Source organism: Bradyrhizobium sp. 33ap4, from assembly GCF_032654765.1.
GTDB classification, from domain to species: Bacteria; Pseudomonadota; Alphaproteobacteria; order Rhizobiales; family Xanthobacteraceae; genus Bradyrhizobium; species Bradyrhizobium australafricanum.
Genome location: NZ_JAUMTJ010000010.1, coordinates 14,516 through 32,074, shown reverse-complemented (window position 1 = coordinate 32,074; position 17,559 = coordinate 14,516). Strand labels below are relative to the sequence as shown.

Here is a 17,559-nt window from a genome sequence, read left to right as displayed (position 1 = left end):
ATAAATGAGAGACAAAGTCGCGCTGGGATCTCGCGCCGCGCGGATCGACGTCGATCACCGGTCCCGGCGGCGGCCACGCCGTCTGCCCTCCAGAGGGTATAGTTTCAACACCACAACCCTTGTGCAATTGGACAGGCAAGCTATGTTCGCAGTCCTTCCACACGCCAAGAGTAGGTGATGCGAGACCGTAGTGCTCCCGCCCTCGGCAGGAGCAGCAATGTCCGCGGTATCGCGTCCGCCCAATCGTCTGTTGCAAGCACTTCCCCCCACGGAGTACGCGCAACAACTTCATCCTCTCCTGGAAACCGTCGACCTGACCAAGGAAACGGCGCTCGCCGATGCCGGCGCGCCGGTGCAGCGGGTTTATTTTCCGCATAGCGGCGTGGTCTCGATGATGATCAATCTGTCCGACGGGCAATCTGTCGAGATTGCAACCGTCGGTCGCGACGGCGTCGTGGGCGCGTCTGCCGCCCTGCACGAGCGGCCGCTGCTTGCCGATGCGATTGTCGTGGTGCCAGGCTCAGCCTCGATGATGCGGGCGGAGGATTTCCGCGAGGCAGCAAATCGCAGCGCGGATTTCCGGACCCTGGTCGCGCTCTATGAGCAGGCGCTGATGGCGCAGACGCAACAATCCGTCGCCTGCAATGTTTCGCATCCGGTGGAGGCACGGCTGTCACGATGGCTGCTGCGCGCACGCGATCTGTGCGGCAGCGAGGCGTTGCCGCTAACCCAGGAGATGCTGGCGCAGATGATCGGCGTCCGGCGCAATGCGGTTTCGATTGTCGCACATGGGTTTCAGCAGGCCGGCATCCTGCGTTACAGCCGCGGTCATATCGAGATCACCGATATCGACGGCCTGCGGAAGGCGGCGTGTGAATGCTATACGACGGTCAAGGCGCACGCCGAACAATTGATCGGGCCGGAAGACTGACTGGCGCGCCGCCAGCCCCAACTGCGATCGAGCAGACAACCCGAATGTGCGGCGATAGGTCTATTCCTATTGGAACCAAGACATGTTTCCATTGGAACCCTGGCGTGCCAGAATAGGTTGCAAGGACGTCCAGCCGCACGTCAGCCCTGGGCCCAGAGACAAGCTTTGCCGGCAGGCTGGAGGTTGCTTTGGAAACGGTTCCTCGATCACCCAACGGATTCCTGGCGTCGCTCTCGGCGAGCGATTTCGAATTGATTCGGCCGCATCTGCGGACGGTCGACCTCGCGGCCGATTCGGTCCTGGTCGAGACCGACGAGATGCTCAAGCGGACATACATGCCGCACAAGGGCGTGATCTCGCTGGTGGTCAAGCTGGCTAGAGGCGAGCGCGTGCAGGTCGCGATGGTCGGCCGCGACAGCATCTATGGCGCATTCGCCCCGCTCGTCGAAGGGCCTGTCCTCAACAACGCCACGGTGCTGGTGCCCGGCGTCGCCTCGACCGTGGAACTGGAGCCGTTGCGCGCAGCTGCCGGCCAGAGCCCGACGCTTCGCGCGAGATTGATCCGGCACGGGCTCGCCGTCTATGCCCAGATCCAGCAGACCGCCGGCTGCAACGCCGCGCACACCGTGGAGTCACGGCTGGCGCGATGCCTGCTGCACACGCGCGATCTCTCCGGCAGCAACAAGATCGTCCTGACGCAGGAGGCGATGGCGCAGATGATCGGCGCGCGCCGCAACAGCGTGTCGCTGGTCGCGCATACCCTGCAACAGGCCAATTTCATCCACTACAGCCGCGGGCACATCGAGATCACCAACGCGGATGGGCTGATCAAGACGGCGTGCGAATGCTACGCCGCGGTCAAGGCGCAATATGCCGGACTGCTGAATTGTCAGGAAGTCGGCCGTTAGAGTTTGTTGTTTTTGCCGCGTCTTCTTCGCGCAAGCCGGCACCCGCTTCGCTCAAAAGCGCTCTGACCGCTGTGCAAGCCGTACTTCTACGGCGTGCGATTTTCATCGTCGGATAACGCTGTTTCCTCACATTCACGTGGACGCACGGGGGAGCCGATGTTCACGTACCAGACGACCGACCGGAAGGAAGCCCGGCGCTTCCGCATGGCCCAGTTCAACGGCCGGACCGCCACCATACGGTCGGCCGGCGCGACCGTCACGGGACGCGTGCGCGCGATCGTCGAAAGCAGGTCTGGCGCGACCGCGGCATGGGTGGTCACGATCGTTCCGGATGAACCGAAGGCATCCGCGACGGCCGCGCGGCTCGCACCGCGCCTGTGCTTCGCCGCGGAAGACGATTTCTGAAAAGACGATTTCTGAGAACCGGGTCCTAACGAACCGAACACCGCTCAGAGCCCCATTCCGATGGAATCGGAACGGGGCTCTGGTTTTCAGTTTTGACGCGTCTTCTTTGCGCGAACCACTTCGCTTGAAAACGCTCTATGCCGAATGCAGCAAGGCCTTGCGGACGAGGTCGGCGGTGTTGCGCGCCCCGAGCTTGCGCATCGCCTCGGCGCGATGGCTCTCGAACGTGCGCGGGCTGATGTTCATCCGCAGCGCACCCTGCTTGTTGGAATAGCCGTCGCTGATCAGGCTTAGCACTTCACGCTCGCGCTTGGTCAATGGCTTGCGGCCGGCTTCCGGTGCGAACACGACATCCGGCGGCCGGGAGCCTGCCGGCTTGTCGTCGCCCGGCGGCCTGAGGTCTGCGGCCGGGACGGCATTGGGATAGAGGTCGGAAATCTGCTTCAGCATCGCGGACACGCGCTCGGTCTGCTCGAGCGCGTTCTCGATCACCTGCCGCAGATAGACGCCGTTGCCGGGCGCGTGCGCGAATTGCTGACTGTGCTGCTTGAGTTCGTTCATATAGAGCAGCAGCGCCGTCACCGGCCCATTGAACTGCCGGACGATCGCGGCACCGGCGTCCGCCTGCGGCCGCGGCCCTGCGGGTCCCTGAGTGTCAAGCGACTGCGGCTCGAGCGTCGCGGTTCCACCCGTCCATGCCGGAAGGCGCGCCTCGGCTCGGTTGTCATGTTGCGTCATAAGTATGGTTTACCAAAGGTGAACTTGTGGCCGCGTTAACATGGGGCTCCGTAGAACTACGGGTGACGCAACTGTGACCTCGGTCCCCGACCTGCCAAGCAGGCGCAGGTTACCGCTGATTTGGCAACGAATCTCGCATATTTGAGTCGAATTACAGTATTCTTACGGGACGGGTAAGCGAGGTGGCCACCGGCGGGATGCGCGGCCCGGCATTGACGGTTCGACCAGCCGTTTCCGGCCCCTTGGTTCCGGATTGAAAAAAGCGGCCCGGCATCGCCTCAAGGGCGCCGGAGCCGAAGGAATTTCTGCAGGAACCGCCCCGAAAGAACGAACCTGAACCACCAATACGCCATTCGCCGGGTCGTCATCGATCATCCCTCTGGGCATCGGGATGGCCCCGGCATACCGCACGCGGGCGCGCGCACCTATGAGACGGTTCACATCAACCGAGAAGCGTCGGGCAGGCACCGGATCAGGCGAATGTCAATTTACAGCCCCGGCAGGCGTCGCGATGATCGCCGCCTCTCGATCAGCAATAAGGGCGCGGCCATGAAGCGAGGGCGGAACGGATCCTGGATTTCCTTGATGACGATTGCGGCGCTCGCCGCGGCACTGCTGCTTAGCGCAGGCGCGCAGGCCCAGACCCCGCCGACCAGCGATGCAACGCCGACGCCCGACACCGCGGTCATGCTCACCATCTTCTTCAAGCATGATCAGTCACGACCGCTCGGTGAGCTCAATGCCCAGCTTGAGCGGCAGGGCTTCTACAAGGCGTTTCCGCCCGAGGGTGTCGAGGTCGTCAGCTGGTACGTGATGATGGGGATCGGCCAGGTGGTGACGCTGCGGTTGCCGGCGTCGCGGCTGCGCGAGGTCAACCGCGTCATCGAGAACAGCGCCTGGGGCGCCTACCACACGGAGTTCTACCCGACCTACGACTACAAGGCGGTCGGGATCGGCAATCATGAAAAAGCAAAGCAGTAGCCGGTCGCATCGAGACCGATGCCGGGAGTCACGGCCGCGCGCCGGACTTGCCGGTTTTGGCCGAAGACCGGGCTGGCGATTGGATCCGATCCACCGCCTATGCGTGAGCCCGCGAGCGCTGGCTCAATCGCTTTGCCAGTGTCCGCAAATCCTCGGCGCGCCCGCTGCAAAGCAGGCGGCTGAATTCGTCAGGATCGATGGAGGCAGGCGGAAAATCGGCTGGTTTGCGTGCGGCCCGACGTAGCCAGGTCAATCGGAAGAGACGCTTGAGCATCTTCATGGTTGTCAGCCCCGATGAGCGTCATTGTTAAATCGCGGCAATGAAATTTGGTTCCACACCTTGTGGTCGCCCGACGCAAAATTTGGTTCAACGCCGTCAGGCGAACAGCGCCTTGCGCTTTTGCACGCGCGCAATGGATCGCCGCACCGCGGCCTGATCAAGTGATCCATCCTGCACCGCACCCGCGACCGCCGCGGCGATGCCGGCCATCCCCTGCTCCTGGTCGAACAGATTGTTGCCGATGCAGATCATGTCCATGCCGGCGGCGATCGACTGCAGGCTGGCCGCGCTTGTGCCGAGCGCCTTCTGCAGCCCCTGCATCTGCATGTCGTCGGTGATCAGCAGCGTCTCGGGCAGACGACGGCGAAGCCGGCCGAGCCCGGCCGATGACAATGTCATCGGACGCTGCGCGTCCCACTGCCGGACAATGGCGTGGCTGACCAGCACCGCATCGCCATAGGTGCGCGGCGCCAACGCGTAGAACAGCTCCTCCTGCTCGGGACGCAGCGCATCGGAAATGTCCATGAACTCCAGGTGCGAATCGACGCTTGCACCGCCGATGCCCGGAAAATGCTTCAGGCAGAGGCCTACTCCCGCCTGCCGCGCCGCAGCGTCGACCAGCCGGGCATTGGCCTCGACCTCACCGATATCGGGCGAATAGGACCGCTTGATCCTGCCGATGTTGGGATTGTCGGGATTGTAGTCGACGTCGATGACAGGCGCGAAATTGTAGCGGATGCCGAGCCGGCGCAGCTCGCCGTAGCTTGCGGCCAGCACCGTCTGCTTTTCCGCGCGCGCGAGCAGGTTGAACTCCTTCGCGCTCGGCAGCGGCTGAAAACCGCAGCTGTCCTTGAGCCGGCGCACCAGGCCGCCCTCCTGGTCGATGAAGACCAGCGGCCGCGACGGCAGCGCCGCGATCTCGGCGCAGAGCGACTGCACCTGCGCGGGCGAGGCGATGTTGTTGTCATACTGCCGGGTCCGGCAGGAATAGTCGAACAGGATTACCCCGCCGAGCCCGAACTGCGCGGCAAATTCCTTCAGCCAGGGCGGAACGACCTTGCCGTAAAAGCCGAGAATGAAGAGTTCGCCGACGGACATGGCCGCTCGATTCAGTTGCCGCATGGAATCAGCCGCACCCGATGGAATAGCACGCTGCGGCGGCGGTAAGAATATGACGCAGCTTGCTGCTCGACTGCGTTCCCCGTGCTCGCATCACTATGTTAAGACACGCCGGCGGGCCTCGGTCGCCCGCCACGACACAAGGACTTTCGGAAACCGCCCATGACAGCAGCTTACGTCCCGCAAATGGCTCTTTACCGCCAATGGCTGAAGCAGACGCGCGGCCTTGAATTTGCGGATTTCGAGGCGATGCGGCGCTGGTCGGTCACCGATATCGACGCCTTCTGGCAGAGCGTGTGGGATTATTTCGACCTGCGCTCGCCGACGCCGCATTCGGCGGTGCTGGCCGAGCGCAAGATGCCGGGCGCGGTGTGGTTTCCCGGCGCTTCGGTGAACTACGCGCGCCAGGTCTTCCGCCATGTCGCGCCGGCGCATGCCGCAGGCCTGCCGGCCCTGATCTCGAGCGGCGAGGACGGCAAGCTCTCGGAGACGAGCTGGCCCGAGCTGCAGCGCAAATCGGCAGCGCTGGCGCTGCATCTGAAGGCCAACGGCGTGCGCGCCGGCGATCGCGTCGCCGCCTACTTGCCGAACATTCCCGAGACGATCATCGCGTTCCTCGCGACCGCGAGCCTGGGCGCGGTCTGGAGCGTCTGCGCGCCTGACATGGCGGCACCCGCGGTGATCGATCGCTTCAAGCAGATCGAGCCGAAGGTGCTGATCGCCTGCGACGCCGTGACCTATGCCGGCCGCCGCCACGACCGGCAAGGTGTGATCGAGGAATTGCGGCGCGCGCTGCCGACCGTGCAGCATGTCATCCTGCACAGCGACGCCGCGCCGTCCGAGACGCGATTGTCAGCGATCCTCGCGGGCCGGAGTGCGGAGATCGACGCCTTCGAGCCGGAATGGCTGCCGTTCGATCATCCGCTCTGGATCGTCTATTCCTCAGGCACCACCGGATTGCCGAAACCGATCCTGCACAGCCATGGCGGCATCATCGTCGTGGCGCTGCCGCTCTCGACCCTGCACAACGACATCGGCTGCAGCTATCAGCCAAACTCGTTCGGCGAACGCTTCCACTGGTACTCTTCGACCGGCTGGATCATGTGGAATTGCCAGGCCAACGGCCTGCTCAACGGCACGACCTGCTGCATTTTCGACGGCAGTCCCGGCGGCACCAAGGACAAGCCCGACTGGACCACGCTGTGGCGCTTCGTCGCCGACGCCAAGGCCACCTTCTTCGGCGCAGGGGCGGCGTTCTTTGCCAATTGCACCAAGGCGGAAATCGATCTCGCTGCCGTCGGCGACCTCTCCGGCCTGCGCACGCTCGGCTCGACCGGCTCGCCGCTCAGCGCCGACACCCAGGCCTGGTTCAACGAGCGCTTCGCCGCGCTCGCGAAGCACTACGGCAATGCCGCGCAGGCCGATATGTGGTGGGCCAATATTTCCGGCGGCACCGATTTCGCCGGCGCCTTCATCGGCGGCAATCGCGAATTGCCGCAGACGCCGGGCATCATGCAATGCCGCCTGCTCGGCTGCGCGGTGGAAGCGTTCGACGAGCAGGGCCACGCGGTGATCGACGAGGTCGGCGAGCTCGTCTGCACCGAGCCGCTGCCCTCGATGCCGCTGCGCTTCTGGAACGATCCCGGCAACGCACGCTACCTTTCCAGCTATTTCGAGACCTACCCCGACAATTTCGACGGAAGTGGCCGCGGCCCGGTGTGGCGGCATGGCGACTGGCTCAAGATCGACCCCGACGGCTCCTGCGTGATCTATGGCCGCAGCGACGCCACCATCAACCGCCATGGCTTGCGGATGGGCACCAGCGAGCTCTATTCCGCGATCGAGGCGCTGCCGGAGGTGCTGGATTCGATGGTCGTCGACCTCGAATATCTCGGCCGCGACAGCTACATGCCGCTGTTCGTGGTGCTGCGCGAGGGCATTGCGCTCGACGCCGCAATGAAGGCCAAGATCAACAAGGCGGTCGAGGCCGGGCTGTCGCGCCGCTTCCTGCCCAACGATATCTTCGTGGTGGCGGAGATTCCGCGCACGCTGTCCGGCAAAAAGCAGGAGCTGCCGGTCAAGAAGCTACTGCTCGGCCACCCCGTCGAGAAGATCATCAATCGCGATGCGATGGCCAATCCAGGATGCCTCGACTGGTATCTCGATTTTGCAAAGAGTTATCTGAGCAGGCAGGCCGGCGCGGCGTAACGGCCGCTGAATGCCACTCGCGTTTGGGATTTCACGACATGCCTTCACCCAGCTACATCGACCCGCTCAACGGAAAGCTCTATCCGCTGGATATCCCGCGCTGGTGCTCCGACGAAGGCAAGCCGCTCCTGATAACGCCGCTGCCGGGCATCTCCCGCGACGACATCGATCGCACGACGCGGTCGCTGTGGCGCTACCGCGCGGCGCTGCCGGTCGAGATCAGGCGGCCGATCACGATGGGCGAAGGCTGCACGCCAGCCGTCGAGAAGGCGTGGGATGATCTGCGGCCGCATTTCAAGCTCGAATGGTTCAATCCGACCGCAAGCTTCAAGGATCGCGGTACCACGGTGATGCTGTCGTTCCTGCGCCAGCTCGGCGTCGATGCGGTGCTGGAGGACTCTTCCGGCAATGGCGGCGCGTCGGTCTCGGCCTATGGCGCGGCCGGCGGCATGCGGGTCAGGATCCTTGCGCCGGCGACGACGTCGCCGATGAAGGTGGCGCAGATGCACGCCTTCGGTGCCGAGGTGCAGCTGATCGAAGGCCCGCGCGAGGAATCCGAGGCAGAGGCGATCCGCCAGTCGAAGCAGATCTTCTACTCCAGCCACAACTGGCAACCGTTCTTCCTGCAGGGCACCAAGTCGCTGGCCTATGAGATCTGGGAAGATTTCGGCTTCACCGCGCCGGACAACGTCATCATGCCGGTCGGCGCCGGCAGCAGCCTGCTCGGCTGCTATATCGGCTTCAACGAGCTGCTGGCGGCCGGGCAGATCGCGCGCCTGCCGCGCCTGTTCGCGGCACAGCCGCTCAACTGCTCGCCGGTCGATGCCAGCTTCGCCGCCGGCGTCGACACGCCGGTCGATCGCGCGGTCCGCAAGACCATCGCCGAGGGCACCGCGATCAAGCATCCGCTGCGGCTGAAGCAGATGATCGCGGCGCTGAAGGAGAGCGGCGGCGGCACCGTCGCAATTTCCGAAGACGGCATCGTCGCCGCGTTGAAGCGGTTGGCGCAGACCGGGCTGTTCGTCGAGCCGACCTCGGCCTCGGCCGCCGCCGCGCTCGATGTCCTGAAGGCGCGCGGCGCGATCCGGCCGGCGGAGCGCACCGTCGTCATCATCAGCGGCACCGGGATCAAGGCGGCGGGGCTGATCACGGAGCTGCTCGGAGCGAGCTAGCCTTTAGCACGCTCCGATTGGCTGTCCCTATCCCGCCTTGCGCAGCCTCAGGGATTCGTAGAACGCGGTCTCGAAATTGATGTAGCCGATAAAGGACGTCGGATCGCCAAACGGCAGGATCTGCGTCGCCCAGTATCCGCCAAAACCGTTCTGCCGATCGATCCAGTAGAACAAATTGGCCAGCCCAGCCCAGCCGAGCGCGCCGGCGGGGCGGCCGGTCGGAGCCTGCTCCTCATTGATCATGAAGCTCAGCGCCCAGGATTTCGACTGACCGGGGAAGAACTCGGCGTCGTTGGCGAGCGAGGTGATCACGCCGGTGATCGCGGTGACCTTGTTGTTGCCGAGATGGTTCTTCTCCGCCATCCGCACGGTCTCCGCCTTCAGGACCCGCCCATGCTCGCCGGCGCCGTCGTTCAGCCACATCCGGATGAATCGCATGTAGTCGCCGATCGTGCCGTAAAGCCCGTGGCCGCCCATGTGGATCTCGGGATTGGCCGGCAGCTCGAAATCCATCGGCGTGAGTGAGCCGTCGGCGTTGCGGGCGTGGATGCCGGCGAGCTTGCGACGCATCGCGTCGGTGAGCTCGAACGTCGTGTCCATGATCCCGAGCGGCTCGAAGATCCGCGTCCTGAAGACCTCGCCGAGCCGCCTGCCGGCGATGGCCTCGACGATCTGGCCGCACCAATCCATGTTGGTGCCGTATTCCCAGCGCTCGCCTGGATCGAACAGCAGCGGCGTCATCAGCGAAGCCTTGGATGCCGTGATGACGCTGGGCTGCCCCTTCTCTTGCGCCAGCCGGTTATAGGTGTGATTGATGAAGTCGTAGCTCAAACCCGCGCTGTGGACCATCAGCATGCGGGTGGTGATGTCGCGCTTCGGCGGACGCAGCCGCGGCTCGCCCTTGTCGTCAAAACCCTCGATCACCTGGAGCTTGCCGATGTCGGGCGCGTAGGTCCTGGCGGGTGCGTCGAGATCGAGCTTGCCTTCCTCGACGAGCTGCAGGACGGCCGTCCCGGTGATCGCCTTGGTGGTCGAGAAGATCGCGAACACGCTATCGGCCGTCATATCGGCGGGCTGGTCGAGGCGGCGCTTGCCGGCGGCACCTTCATAGATGTTGCGATGGCGGTCGGTCACCATCGCAACGACGCCGGGAACGCGCGGGTTTGAAGTCACGACGCCGTCAAGGATTGCATCGGCGGCTGCACCGAAATTCGTGCTCATTGTCTTCCTCCTGTGTTTTGTGATGTTGACCCGCGCAGCCCGGATTACGCTTCGCTCCATCCGGCTACGCGGTCGAAATGCGGTCAGCCCTACTGCGTGGCAAAACCGCGATAGCCGCTCGCGGCGACCTCATCGCATTTCTGGCGATAGGTGCCGACACCGCCGCAATAGGACAGCACCCGGCGCGGCTTGCCCTCGACATTGGAGCCCAGGTACCAGGAGTTGGTCTTGGCGATCAGCGTTGCGTTGGCGGTCTCATCGTGATGCGCCACCCACTGATCCTCGGTATCCCTGGTCGGCTCGATGACGTTCAGGTTCTTGCCGCGCAAATATCTGATGCAGTCGGCAATCCACTCCACCTGCTGCTGCAGGCAGGTGGTCATGTTGCAGAGTGCGGCCGAGGGCGCGAGCGGCACCGCCGTTGTGAACAGATTCGGATAGCCATGGACCTGCAAGCCCATCGTGGTGCGGATGTCCCTGCCCCAATCGTCCTTCAGCGATCGCCCGTCGCGGCCGCGGATGTCGATCCGCGTCAGCGCTCCCGTTCCGGCGTCGAAGCCGGTCGCCAGGATGATGACGTCGAACTCGTGCACCGTGCCGTCGGCGGTCTGGATGCCCTCAGGCGTGATGCGGGCGATCGGATTGTTCTTGACGCTGACGATCTCGACATTGGGCCGGTGGAAAGCCTCGAGGAAATTGGATTCCAGCGGCACCCGGTGCGTGCCAAAACCGTAATCGGCAGGAATCAGCTGTTCGCACAGCTTGGGGTCCTTGATCCGCTCGCGCATCTTCTCGCGCACGAATTCGGTGATCTCGGCGTTGACGGCTTCGTCGAAGAACAGTTCGGCGAAGGACGAAACCCACAGTTTCAGGGATCCGTCGTTCCAGCAATCCTCGATCACCTGGCGGCGCTGCTGCGGCGTCAGGTCGGCCCAGGCATGCTCGAAGTCGAATTCGAAGCCGGTGAACGTCTTCGGCAGCCGCTCGGTGAGGAACTTGAACTTCGACTTGTAGGCCTCGGCGTCCGACGCATCCCATTTCGGGTTCTTCATCGGGATGATGTATTGCGGGGTGCGGATGAACACCTTGAGATGGCCTACCTCACCGGCGATCGACTGGATCACCTGGATTCCGGTCGCGCCGTTGCCGACCACGCCGACGCGTTTGCCGGCGAGCTCGATCGGCCCCTTGGGCCAGCGCGCGGTGTGGAACAGCTTGCCCTTGAACATCTCCTGTCCCGGGAAGGACACGTGCGGGGCCGAGAGCATGCCGCAGCAGGTGACGAGGAACTGGGTGTCGATCACGTCGCCCTGGTCGGTCGCGACCAGCCAGCGTTGTGTCGCCTCATCGAAATGCGCGCTCTTCACCGTGGTGCCGAATTGAATGTCCTTCCTGAGGTCGAGGCGGTCGGCGACGTAGTTCAGCCAGCGCTCGATTTCCGGCTGGCCCGGGAATCGCTCGCTCCAGCTCCAGCCTTTGTAGAGCTCCTCGGAGAACAGGTACTGATAGGTGTGGCCTTCGGAATCGAAGCGTGCCCCGGGATAGCGGTTCCAATACCAGGTGCCGCCGACGCCAGACCCGGCATCGATCGCCTTCACGCTCAGTCCCTGCTCACGCAGGCGGAACAATTGATAGAGACCGGCGACGCCGGCGCCGACGACCACGGCGTCGAGCTTGGTCGTTGCATGCGCACCATTGCTTCCATTCGACCTTGTGACGGTCTCGGTCATGGTTTCCTCCTGTGTCTGGCTTCTCGCACGCACCTTCCCACCCGCGGTGTCGCCGGATGATGGTGCGTTGCGTCAATTTGGGTTTCGGCCGTTCGCGTTGTCGCCGAAACGCAGAGCAGGCTACGGGCCGTTCGGCCGCGCGGCTTGGATGAAACCGACAATCTCTGGAACGCGACCGTGCAATCGAGCACCGGCCGTTGGTCGGCTTGGCAAATGGCGAAAGCGGCCTATTCTGCGCTCAGCCGTCCGGCCAAGAACAAGCGGTCAACCGCGCCACCAATCCCAGGGAGGAGGCTCACGCGATGGGCCAGTTGATCACGGTCGAGGAGCTGCCGCGCTACGCTCCCGGCGAGATGAAGCTGGATAGTTTGGCGGTCGGGAGAAGTGATTTCCGGCTGCGAATTTTCCGCTATGCGCCGTCGGACATCTGGGTCCCGCCGTCGGCAAACTTCCTCCTGGTGCTCTATCGCGACGGCGTGACGTCGATGAACCGCCGCGTCACCGGCGCGTGGAAGCAGGATCAAGTCGGTCGCGGCGTCACGTCGCTCATGACGCGCGCAGAGCCGTCAAGCTGGCATTGGAACAACGACATTGAGGTCAGCCATTTCTACATCTCTCCTGCCCTCATGACGAAGACCGCGAGCGATGCCTTCGACCGCGACGCCGAAACGATCGAGATTCACGACCTGCTCAAGGTCGAAGACCCAATGCTGACCTGGATCAACGATCAAATGGTCCAGGAAGTCGCCGCGGGCGGTCCCGGCGGACGCCTCTGCTATGATGCGCTGGCGCTGCAGGCGAGCGTGCACATCCTGCGGAAATATGCGGCGATCGAGTTCAAGATGCCCTGCGCGCAAGGACGCTTCCGCCCGGCGCATGCCCGGCTGATCGAGGACTATATCGAGCAGAACATCTTCCGGAACATCACGCTGGAGGAGCTCGCGAACATCTGCAATTGCACGCCGGTCCAGTTCGCCCGCAAATTCCGCGTGCATTACGGCATGCGGCCGCATGCCTATGTCCTGCGGCGCAAGGTGGAGCATGCGTGCCAGCATCTGCGCAAGGACCGCGTCGCGCTGAAGGAGATCGCGCTGCTCGCCGGCTTCGCAGATCAAAGCCACCTCAATCGCGTGTTCCGGCAGCACATGAACGTGACGCCGGCGGAATACCGCCGGCAGGTCTGCGAGCACACCGTCCAGGCATGAGACCGAGTCTGCGACGGACTCACACTGGCTGCGGATTGAGGCGCGCGAAGCCTTCCTGGATTCGGTAGGGATAGTAGGGATAGGCCGGCATCACCGCGCTCGCGCGATCGAGACGCGCGATCTGGTCCGGCGAGAGCGACCATCCGACCGCGCCGAGATTGTCGCGCAACTGCGCCTCATCGCGGGCGCCAATGATTACGGACGAGACGCTCGGCCGCGTCAGCAGCCAGGCAATCGCGATCTGCGGCACGCTGCGGCCGGTCTCCGTGGCTACCACGTCCAGCGCGTCGACGATCGCGTAAAGCTTCTCGTCGTCGACCGGCGGCCCGAACTGCGCGGTCTCGTGCAGGCGGCTGTTGGTCGGCAATGGCTGCCCGCGCCTGATCTTGCCGGTGAGACGGCCCCAGCCGAGCGGGCTCCAGACCAGCGCGCCGACGCCCTGGTCAAGCGCGAGCGGCATCAGCTCGGATTCATAGTCGCGACCGACCAGCGAATAATAGACCTGGTGCGCCACGTAGCGCGGCCAGCCGTGCCGCTCGGCGACACCGAGCGATTTCATCAGATGCCAGCCGGAGAAATTCGAGGCGCCGACATAGCGCAGCTTGCCGGCGCGCACCAGCGCGTCGAGCGTCGACAGCACCTCATCGACCGGCGTGAAGGCATCGAAAGCATGAAGCTGCAGCAGGTCGATATAGTCGGTGTTGAGCCGGCGCAGCGCGGCGTCGACCGCGGCGACCAGGCGATATCGCGACGTACCGGCATCGAGCGGGCCGTCGCCCATCGGCAGGCCGGTCTTGGTCGAGATCAACACCTTGTCGCGGCGGCCCTTGATCGCGGCGCCGAGGATCTCCTCCGACGCGCCGTTTGAATAGACATCGGCGGTGTCGAACAAATTGACGCCGGCCTCGAGGCAGATGTCGATCAACCCGCGCGCCTCGCTGGCGTCGCTGCGGCCCCAGGCCGAGAACAGCGGCCCCTGGCCACCGAAGGTGCCGGTGCCGAAGCTAAGCACGGGGACCTTCAGGCCGGATGCACCGAGATTGCGGTATTCCATGGTCATGCTCCCTTGATCCGATTCATTCCGCCGGGCACTGCGCGGCGAGCGCGATCGGCCGATCGAGGCGCAGGCTCCACAGCGCGAGCAGCAGGCCGATTGCAGTGATGACGGCGGCCACCAGCGGCAGCGCGCCGAGGCCGAGGCCGCGATCGATGGTGACGCCGCCGGCCCAGGCGCCGAGCGCGTTGCCGAGATTGAACGCCGCGATGTTCAGGCTGGAGGCCAGCGTCCGCCCTTCGACGCCGGCGGCTTCGAGCACGCGGAGCTGCAGCGGCGCGACGGTCGCGAACGCGGCGATGCCGAGAATGAACAGCAGCACGACCGCCAATGCCTTGATCGAGACGACCGCCGTCAGCGCGACGAGCACGGCGGCGAGGCCGCCGAGCGACACCAGCAGCGCCCGCGCAAGTCCCTTGTCGGCGAGCCGTCCGCCGGCGACGTTGCCGATCGCAAGGCCGGCACCGAACACCAGCAGGATCGGCGACACCGCGGCGTCGGAGAATCCGGTGAGCCGCGTCAGGATCGGCTGCACATAGGTGAAGACCGCGAACAGCCCGCCGAAGCCGAACACCGTCATCGCCAGTCCGAGCAGGACCTGCGGGCGGCCGAGCACGGCGAGTTCCTCGCGCAGCGGCGCGGGCTTGTCGTTGGCGCCGACATGGCCGGGGACCAGCACCGCCAGCACGATGAACGCAATCACGCCGATCGCGGCCACCGCCCAGAACGCCGCGCGCCAGCCGAGCATCAGCCCGAACCAGGCGCCGAAGGGCACGCCGAGCAGGGTCGCAACCGTGAGCCCGATGAACATCGTGGCGATCGCCGACGCGCGCTTGTCTTCCGGGACGAGGCTTGTCGCCACCACGGAGCCGACGCCGAAGAAGGTGCCGTGCGCCAGCGAGGTGAGAATGCGTGCCGCCATCAAGAGCCCGTAGCTCGGCGCCAGCGCACACGCTGCGTTGCCGAGCGTGAAGATCGCCATCAGCGCCAGCAAAACCGCCTTGCGCGGCATCCGCCGTGTTGCCAGCGTCAGGATCGGCGCGCCGACGAATACGCCGAGCGCATAGCCGGAGATCAGCAGGCCAGCCGCGGATACGGATACCTGCATGTCGGCGGCGACTTGCAGCAGCAGTCCCATGATGAGGAATTCGGTGGTGCCGATACCAAAGGCACCGGCGGTCAAGGCAAGGACTGCAGCAGGCATGTGTCGCTCCGGACAAAAAGGATTCCGCAAAGCGAGATAGCGGTCCGGGCGGGGAAGGATTAGAATGACCGCAATCCAATCATTTGTGACTTGAATTCAAGATGGCCCGCACAGATACCAACCGCTCCGGCGAGATGGACGTATTCGTCCGCGTCGTCGATCTCGGCGGCTTCACGGCTGCCGCGAACAGCCTGCGCCAGACACCGTCCGGCGTCAGCAAGCTGGTCTCGCGGCTCGAGACCCGGCTCGGCACGCGGCTGGTCAACCGCACCACGCGCAAGCTGCAGCTCACCGAGGAAGGCCAGGCCTTCTATCAGCGCGCCCAGCGCATCCTCGCCGATATCGACGAGGCCGAACGCGAGGCCGCCTCATGCGTGCCGCGCGGCCATCTCACCGTGAACAGCAACATCCCGTTCGGCATGCTGCATGTGATGCCGCTGCTGCCGCGCTTCATGCGCGAACATCCCGATATCACGCTCGACATCGTGCTGACCGACACGCTGGTCGATCTGATGCAGGCGCGCGCTGATGTCGCGATCCGGGTCGGCCCGCTCGGCGCCTCCCGGCTGATCGCACGCAAGCTCGGCACCAGCCGCATGGTGGTGGCCGCCGCGCCGTCCTACCTCGCCCGCTTCGGCACGCCGAAGACGCCGGCCGACCTCGCCGACCATCGCGGCATCGGCTGGACCTTTCCACGCAGCATCCGCGGCTGGCCGTTTCGCCGCGCTGAACGGATCGAAGAAGCGCTGCCGCCGCCGGTTGCCCGCGTCAGTGACGGCGAAGCCGCGCGCCAGCTCACGCTCGGCGGTATCGGGCTCGGACGATTGGCGCTGTTTCACATCGGCCCCGATATCGAGGCCGGGCGCCTGGTGCCGGTGCTGCAAAATCTCAATCCCGGCGACCGCGAGGACATCCACGCGGTCTATGTCGGCCATGCCGGCCCGCTGCCGGCACGGGTCCGCGCTTTCATCGATTTTCTTGCGCAACACATCCGCATCGGCGATCCCTCGCTGCGGCGCGGCGCCGATGGAAAATGGAAGGTCGTGGGCGACAAGTGAGCATTCGATGACGCACGAGCCCCCGGCCTTTCAGTCCGTCACCGAAACGATCCGCATCGCTGCCGAGCCAAGGCAGGTGTGGGACGCGATCATGGACTCCAAAGCGGGCGAGAGATGGCGCAACGCGCATTTCAGGACCGATTGGCGGATCGGCGCGCCGATCGAGATCGAGGCGGAGATCGGCACAAAGCGCTATCGCGACAGGGGCCGCGTCCTCCATATCGAGCCGCCGATGCGGCTCGAATACTCCTATTGGTCGCAGGTCTCCGGCCTGCCGGATGTTCCGCAATCCTATGCAACGATCACGATGACGCTCGTGCCTGACGGCGGCGAAACGGTGCTGACCGTCACCCAGCAGGTGCCGCCTTCGCCGATCCGCCGCGGAAGCGGCTGGGAAATCGGGCCTGACTCAGGCGCCAAACACGTTGCCTTCTACTGGCGCATGACGCTGCCGCGCCTGAAGCAGGCGGTCGAGCAAGGACGTGCCGCGCAATAGCGCGGTCTATGCCCGCTTCAGCAAGAAGAGCTGCGTGACATAGGGAAACACCACTTCGTCGGCGTCGCCGAGACCGGCTTCGCGCAGGATATTGTCGGTCTTGTCGCGCAGGATCGCCTTCTCCGCATCGGGCAAATTGGCGACATAGCTCGTCGATGCGATGCGCTCGAAGACGTCCTGTCGCTTCATCCGGTGCGGATGGTCCTGCACGATTTCCCTCTCAAGCACGAAGCGCGGGTCCTTCAGGATCCAGCGCCAGCGTCCGGTCCGTTGCCGGGGCGTGTCGCCCGCATAACCCTCGATCATGACGGACAACGCGTCGACCCACGGCGTGCGGTCGTCCCTGTTGTTCCAGACCAGCGCAAGCGTCCCGCCGGGATGCAGCAGTCGCGCGATCTCGGCCACCGACGCCTCGTTGTCGAACCAGTGGAACGCCTGGGCGCAGGTGACGAGGTCGACGCTGCCGGTATCAAGATTGATCGCATCGGCGCGCGTGTTGATGACCTCCACCCCGGCTTCCCTGGCCAGCCTGGCCGACATCTCGGCGACGGGCTCGACCGCGATCAGGCGCGCAGCCGCGGGCAAATGCTGCAGCAGCAGGCGGGTGAACTTGCCGGTTCCGGCACCGAGGTCAACGACGCAGCGCGCGGCCGCAAGCGGCAGCGCGGCGACGATCTCCGCAGGGTAGCTCGGCCGGCCCGCCTCGTAGGCGGCGACCGCGACACGATAATTCTCGGCAGTGGGGTTCAGTGTCATTGTTGCTTCTCCTGCGCGCCAACCATCCGCGGTGCGATCCGCGGAACGGTATAGAGCAGCGCCTGCACAGGACTGGAAGAGCGCGTCGATTCA

General features: G+C 64.8%; 15 protein-coding genes and 1 pseudogene. 9 read left to right on the top strand and 7 right to left on the bottom strand.

The genetic code is table 11. From position 1 onward, the window contains the following. The first annotated feature begins 217 nt into the window (after positions 1–217). The 3 genes from Q2M23_RS09930 (at position 218) to Q2M23_RS09920 (ending at position 2,244) form a co-directional block, all read left to right on the top strand. Positions 218–931, top strand: a complete 714-nt coding sequence (locus Q2M23_RS09930) for a Crp/Fnr family transcriptional regulator (protein ID WP_316395440.1) — start codon at positions 218–220, stop codon at positions 929–931. Positions 932–1,119: 188 nt separating this feature from the next. Beyond that, positions 1,120–1,839, top strand: coding sequence for a Crp/Fnr family transcriptional regulator (locus Q2M23_RS09925; protein ID WP_057020884.1), 720 nt, complete (start codon positions 1,120–1,122; stop codon positions 1,837–1,839). A 156-nt stretch (positions 1,840–1,995) separates the two neighbouring features. After that, positions 1,996–2,244, top strand: a complete 249-nt coding sequence (locus Q2M23_RS09920; RefSeq protein WP_253588544.1) for a hypothetical protein — start codon at positions 1,996–1,998, stop codon at positions 2,242–2,244. Positions 2,245–2,379: 135 nt separating this feature from the next. Here Q2M23_RS09920 and Q2M23_RS09915 read toward each other — a convergent pair whose 3' ends face one another. Beyond that, positions 2,380–2,982, bottom strand: coding sequence for a response regulator transcription factor (locus tag Q2M23_RS09915; RefSeq protein ID WP_316395439.1), 603 nt, complete (start codon positions 2,980–2,982; stop codon positions 2,380–2,382). A 585-nt stretch (positions 2,983–3,567) separates the two neighbouring features. On the opposite strand from Q2M23_RS09915, the gene Q2M23_RS09910 reads away from it, so the two are divergent. Continuing rightward, positions 3,568–3,963 (top strand): hypothetical protein, encoded by a 396-nt coding sequence (locus tag Q2M23_RS09910; protein ID WP_371852191.1) that lies wholly within the window; start codon positions 3,568–3,570, stop codon positions 3,961–3,963. Between the two features lie 376 nt (positions 3,964–4,339). Here Q2M23_RS09910 and Q2M23_RS09905 read toward each other — a convergent pair whose 3' ends face one another. Beyond that, the gene (locus Q2M23_RS09905) at positions 4,340–5,341 is read right to left on the bottom strand and encodes a glycoside hydrolase family 3 N-terminal domain-containing protein (RefSeq protein WP_316395438.1); all 1,002 of its coding nucleotides are present in this window, start codon (positions 5,339–5,341) and stop codon (positions 4,340–4,342) included. A 180-nt stretch (positions 5,342–5,521) separates the two neighbouring features. Here Q2M23_RS09905 and Q2M23_RS09900 point away from each other — a divergent pair. Together Q2M23_RS09900 and Q2M23_RS09895 are read left to right on the top strand one after the other, a co-directional pair. Beyond that, positions 5,522–7,570, top strand: a pseudogene (locus Q2M23_RS09900) (acetoacetate--CoA ligase); the annotation flags it as partial. 38 nt (positions 7,571–7,608) lie between these two features. Beyond that, positions 7,609–8,742, top strand: coding sequence for a threonine synthase (locus tag Q2M23_RS09895; protein WP_316395437.1), 1,134 nt, complete (start codon positions 7,609–7,611; stop codon positions 8,740–8,742). A gap of 27 nt (positions 8,743–8,769) precedes the next feature. On the opposite strand, the gene Q2M23_RS09890 is transcribed toward Q2M23_RS09895, so the two are convergent. Then, on the bottom strand, positions 8,770–9,963 hold the full coding sequence (locus tag Q2M23_RS09890; RefSeq protein ID WP_316395436.1) for a serine hydrolase domain-containing protein: 1,194 nt from the start codon (positions 9,961–9,963) through the stop codon (positions 8,770–8,772). Positions 9,964–10,052: 89 nt separating this feature from the next. Continuing rightward, positions 10,053–11,693: an NAD(P)/FAD-dependent oxidoreductase gene (locus Q2M23_RS09885; protein ID WP_316395435.1), complete on the bottom strand. Its 1,641-nt coding sequence runs from the start codon at positions 11,691–11,693 to the stop codon at positions 10,053–10,055. A 302-nt stretch (positions 11,694–11,995) separates the two neighbouring features. On the opposite strand from Q2M23_RS09885, the gene Q2M23_RS09880 reads away from it, so the two are divergent. Further along, entirely contained in the window at positions 11,996–12,898 is a 903-nt protein-coding gene (locus Q2M23_RS09880) for an AraC family transcriptional regulator (protein ID WP_316395434.1), read from the top strand. Between the two features lie 19 nt (positions 12,899–12,917). Here Q2M23_RS09880 and Q2M23_RS09875 read toward each other — a convergent pair whose 3' ends face one another. Both Q2M23_RS09875 and Q2M23_RS09870 read right to left on the bottom strand, forming a co-directional pair. After that, positions 12,918–13,952, bottom strand: a complete 1,035-nt coding sequence (locus Q2M23_RS09875) for an aldo/keto reductase (protein ID WP_316395433.1) — start codon at positions 13,950–13,952, stop codon at positions 12,918–12,920. 22 nt (positions 13,953–13,974) lie between these two features. After that, a complete protein-coding gene (locus Q2M23_RS09870; RefSeq protein ID WP_028343803.1) occupies positions 13,975–15,156 on the bottom strand; it encodes an MFS transporter in 1,182 nt (393 codons plus the stop codon). A 101-nt stretch (positions 15,157–15,257) separates the two neighbouring features. Here Q2M23_RS09870 and Q2M23_RS09865 point away from each other — a divergent pair, with 101 nt between their 5' ends. Both Q2M23_RS09865 and Q2M23_RS09860 read left to right on the top strand, forming a co-directional pair. Further along, a complete protein-coding gene (locus Q2M23_RS09865; RefSeq protein WP_076834588.1) occupies positions 15,258–16,214 on the top strand; it encodes a LysR family transcriptional regulator in 957 nt (318 codons plus the stop codon). Positions 16,215–16,221: 7 nt separating this feature from the next. After that, positions 16,222–16,710 (top strand): SRPBCC family protein, encoded by a 489-nt coding sequence (locus Q2M23_RS09860; RefSeq protein WP_229191618.1) that lies wholly within the window; start codon positions 16,222–16,224, stop codon positions 16,708–16,710. Positions 16,711–16,716: 6 nt separating this feature from the next. Here the strand turns inward: Q2M23_RS09860 and Q2M23_RS09855 are convergent, their stop codons facing one another. After that, positions 16,717–17,466 carry a class I SAM-dependent methyltransferase gene (locus Q2M23_RS09855; protein ID WP_057020895.1) on the bottom strand — a complete coding sequence of 250 codons (750 nt, stop codon included), beginning with the start codon at positions 17,464–17,466 and terminating at the stop codon, positions 16,717–16,719. Positions 17,467–17,559: the final 93 nt, after the last annotated feature.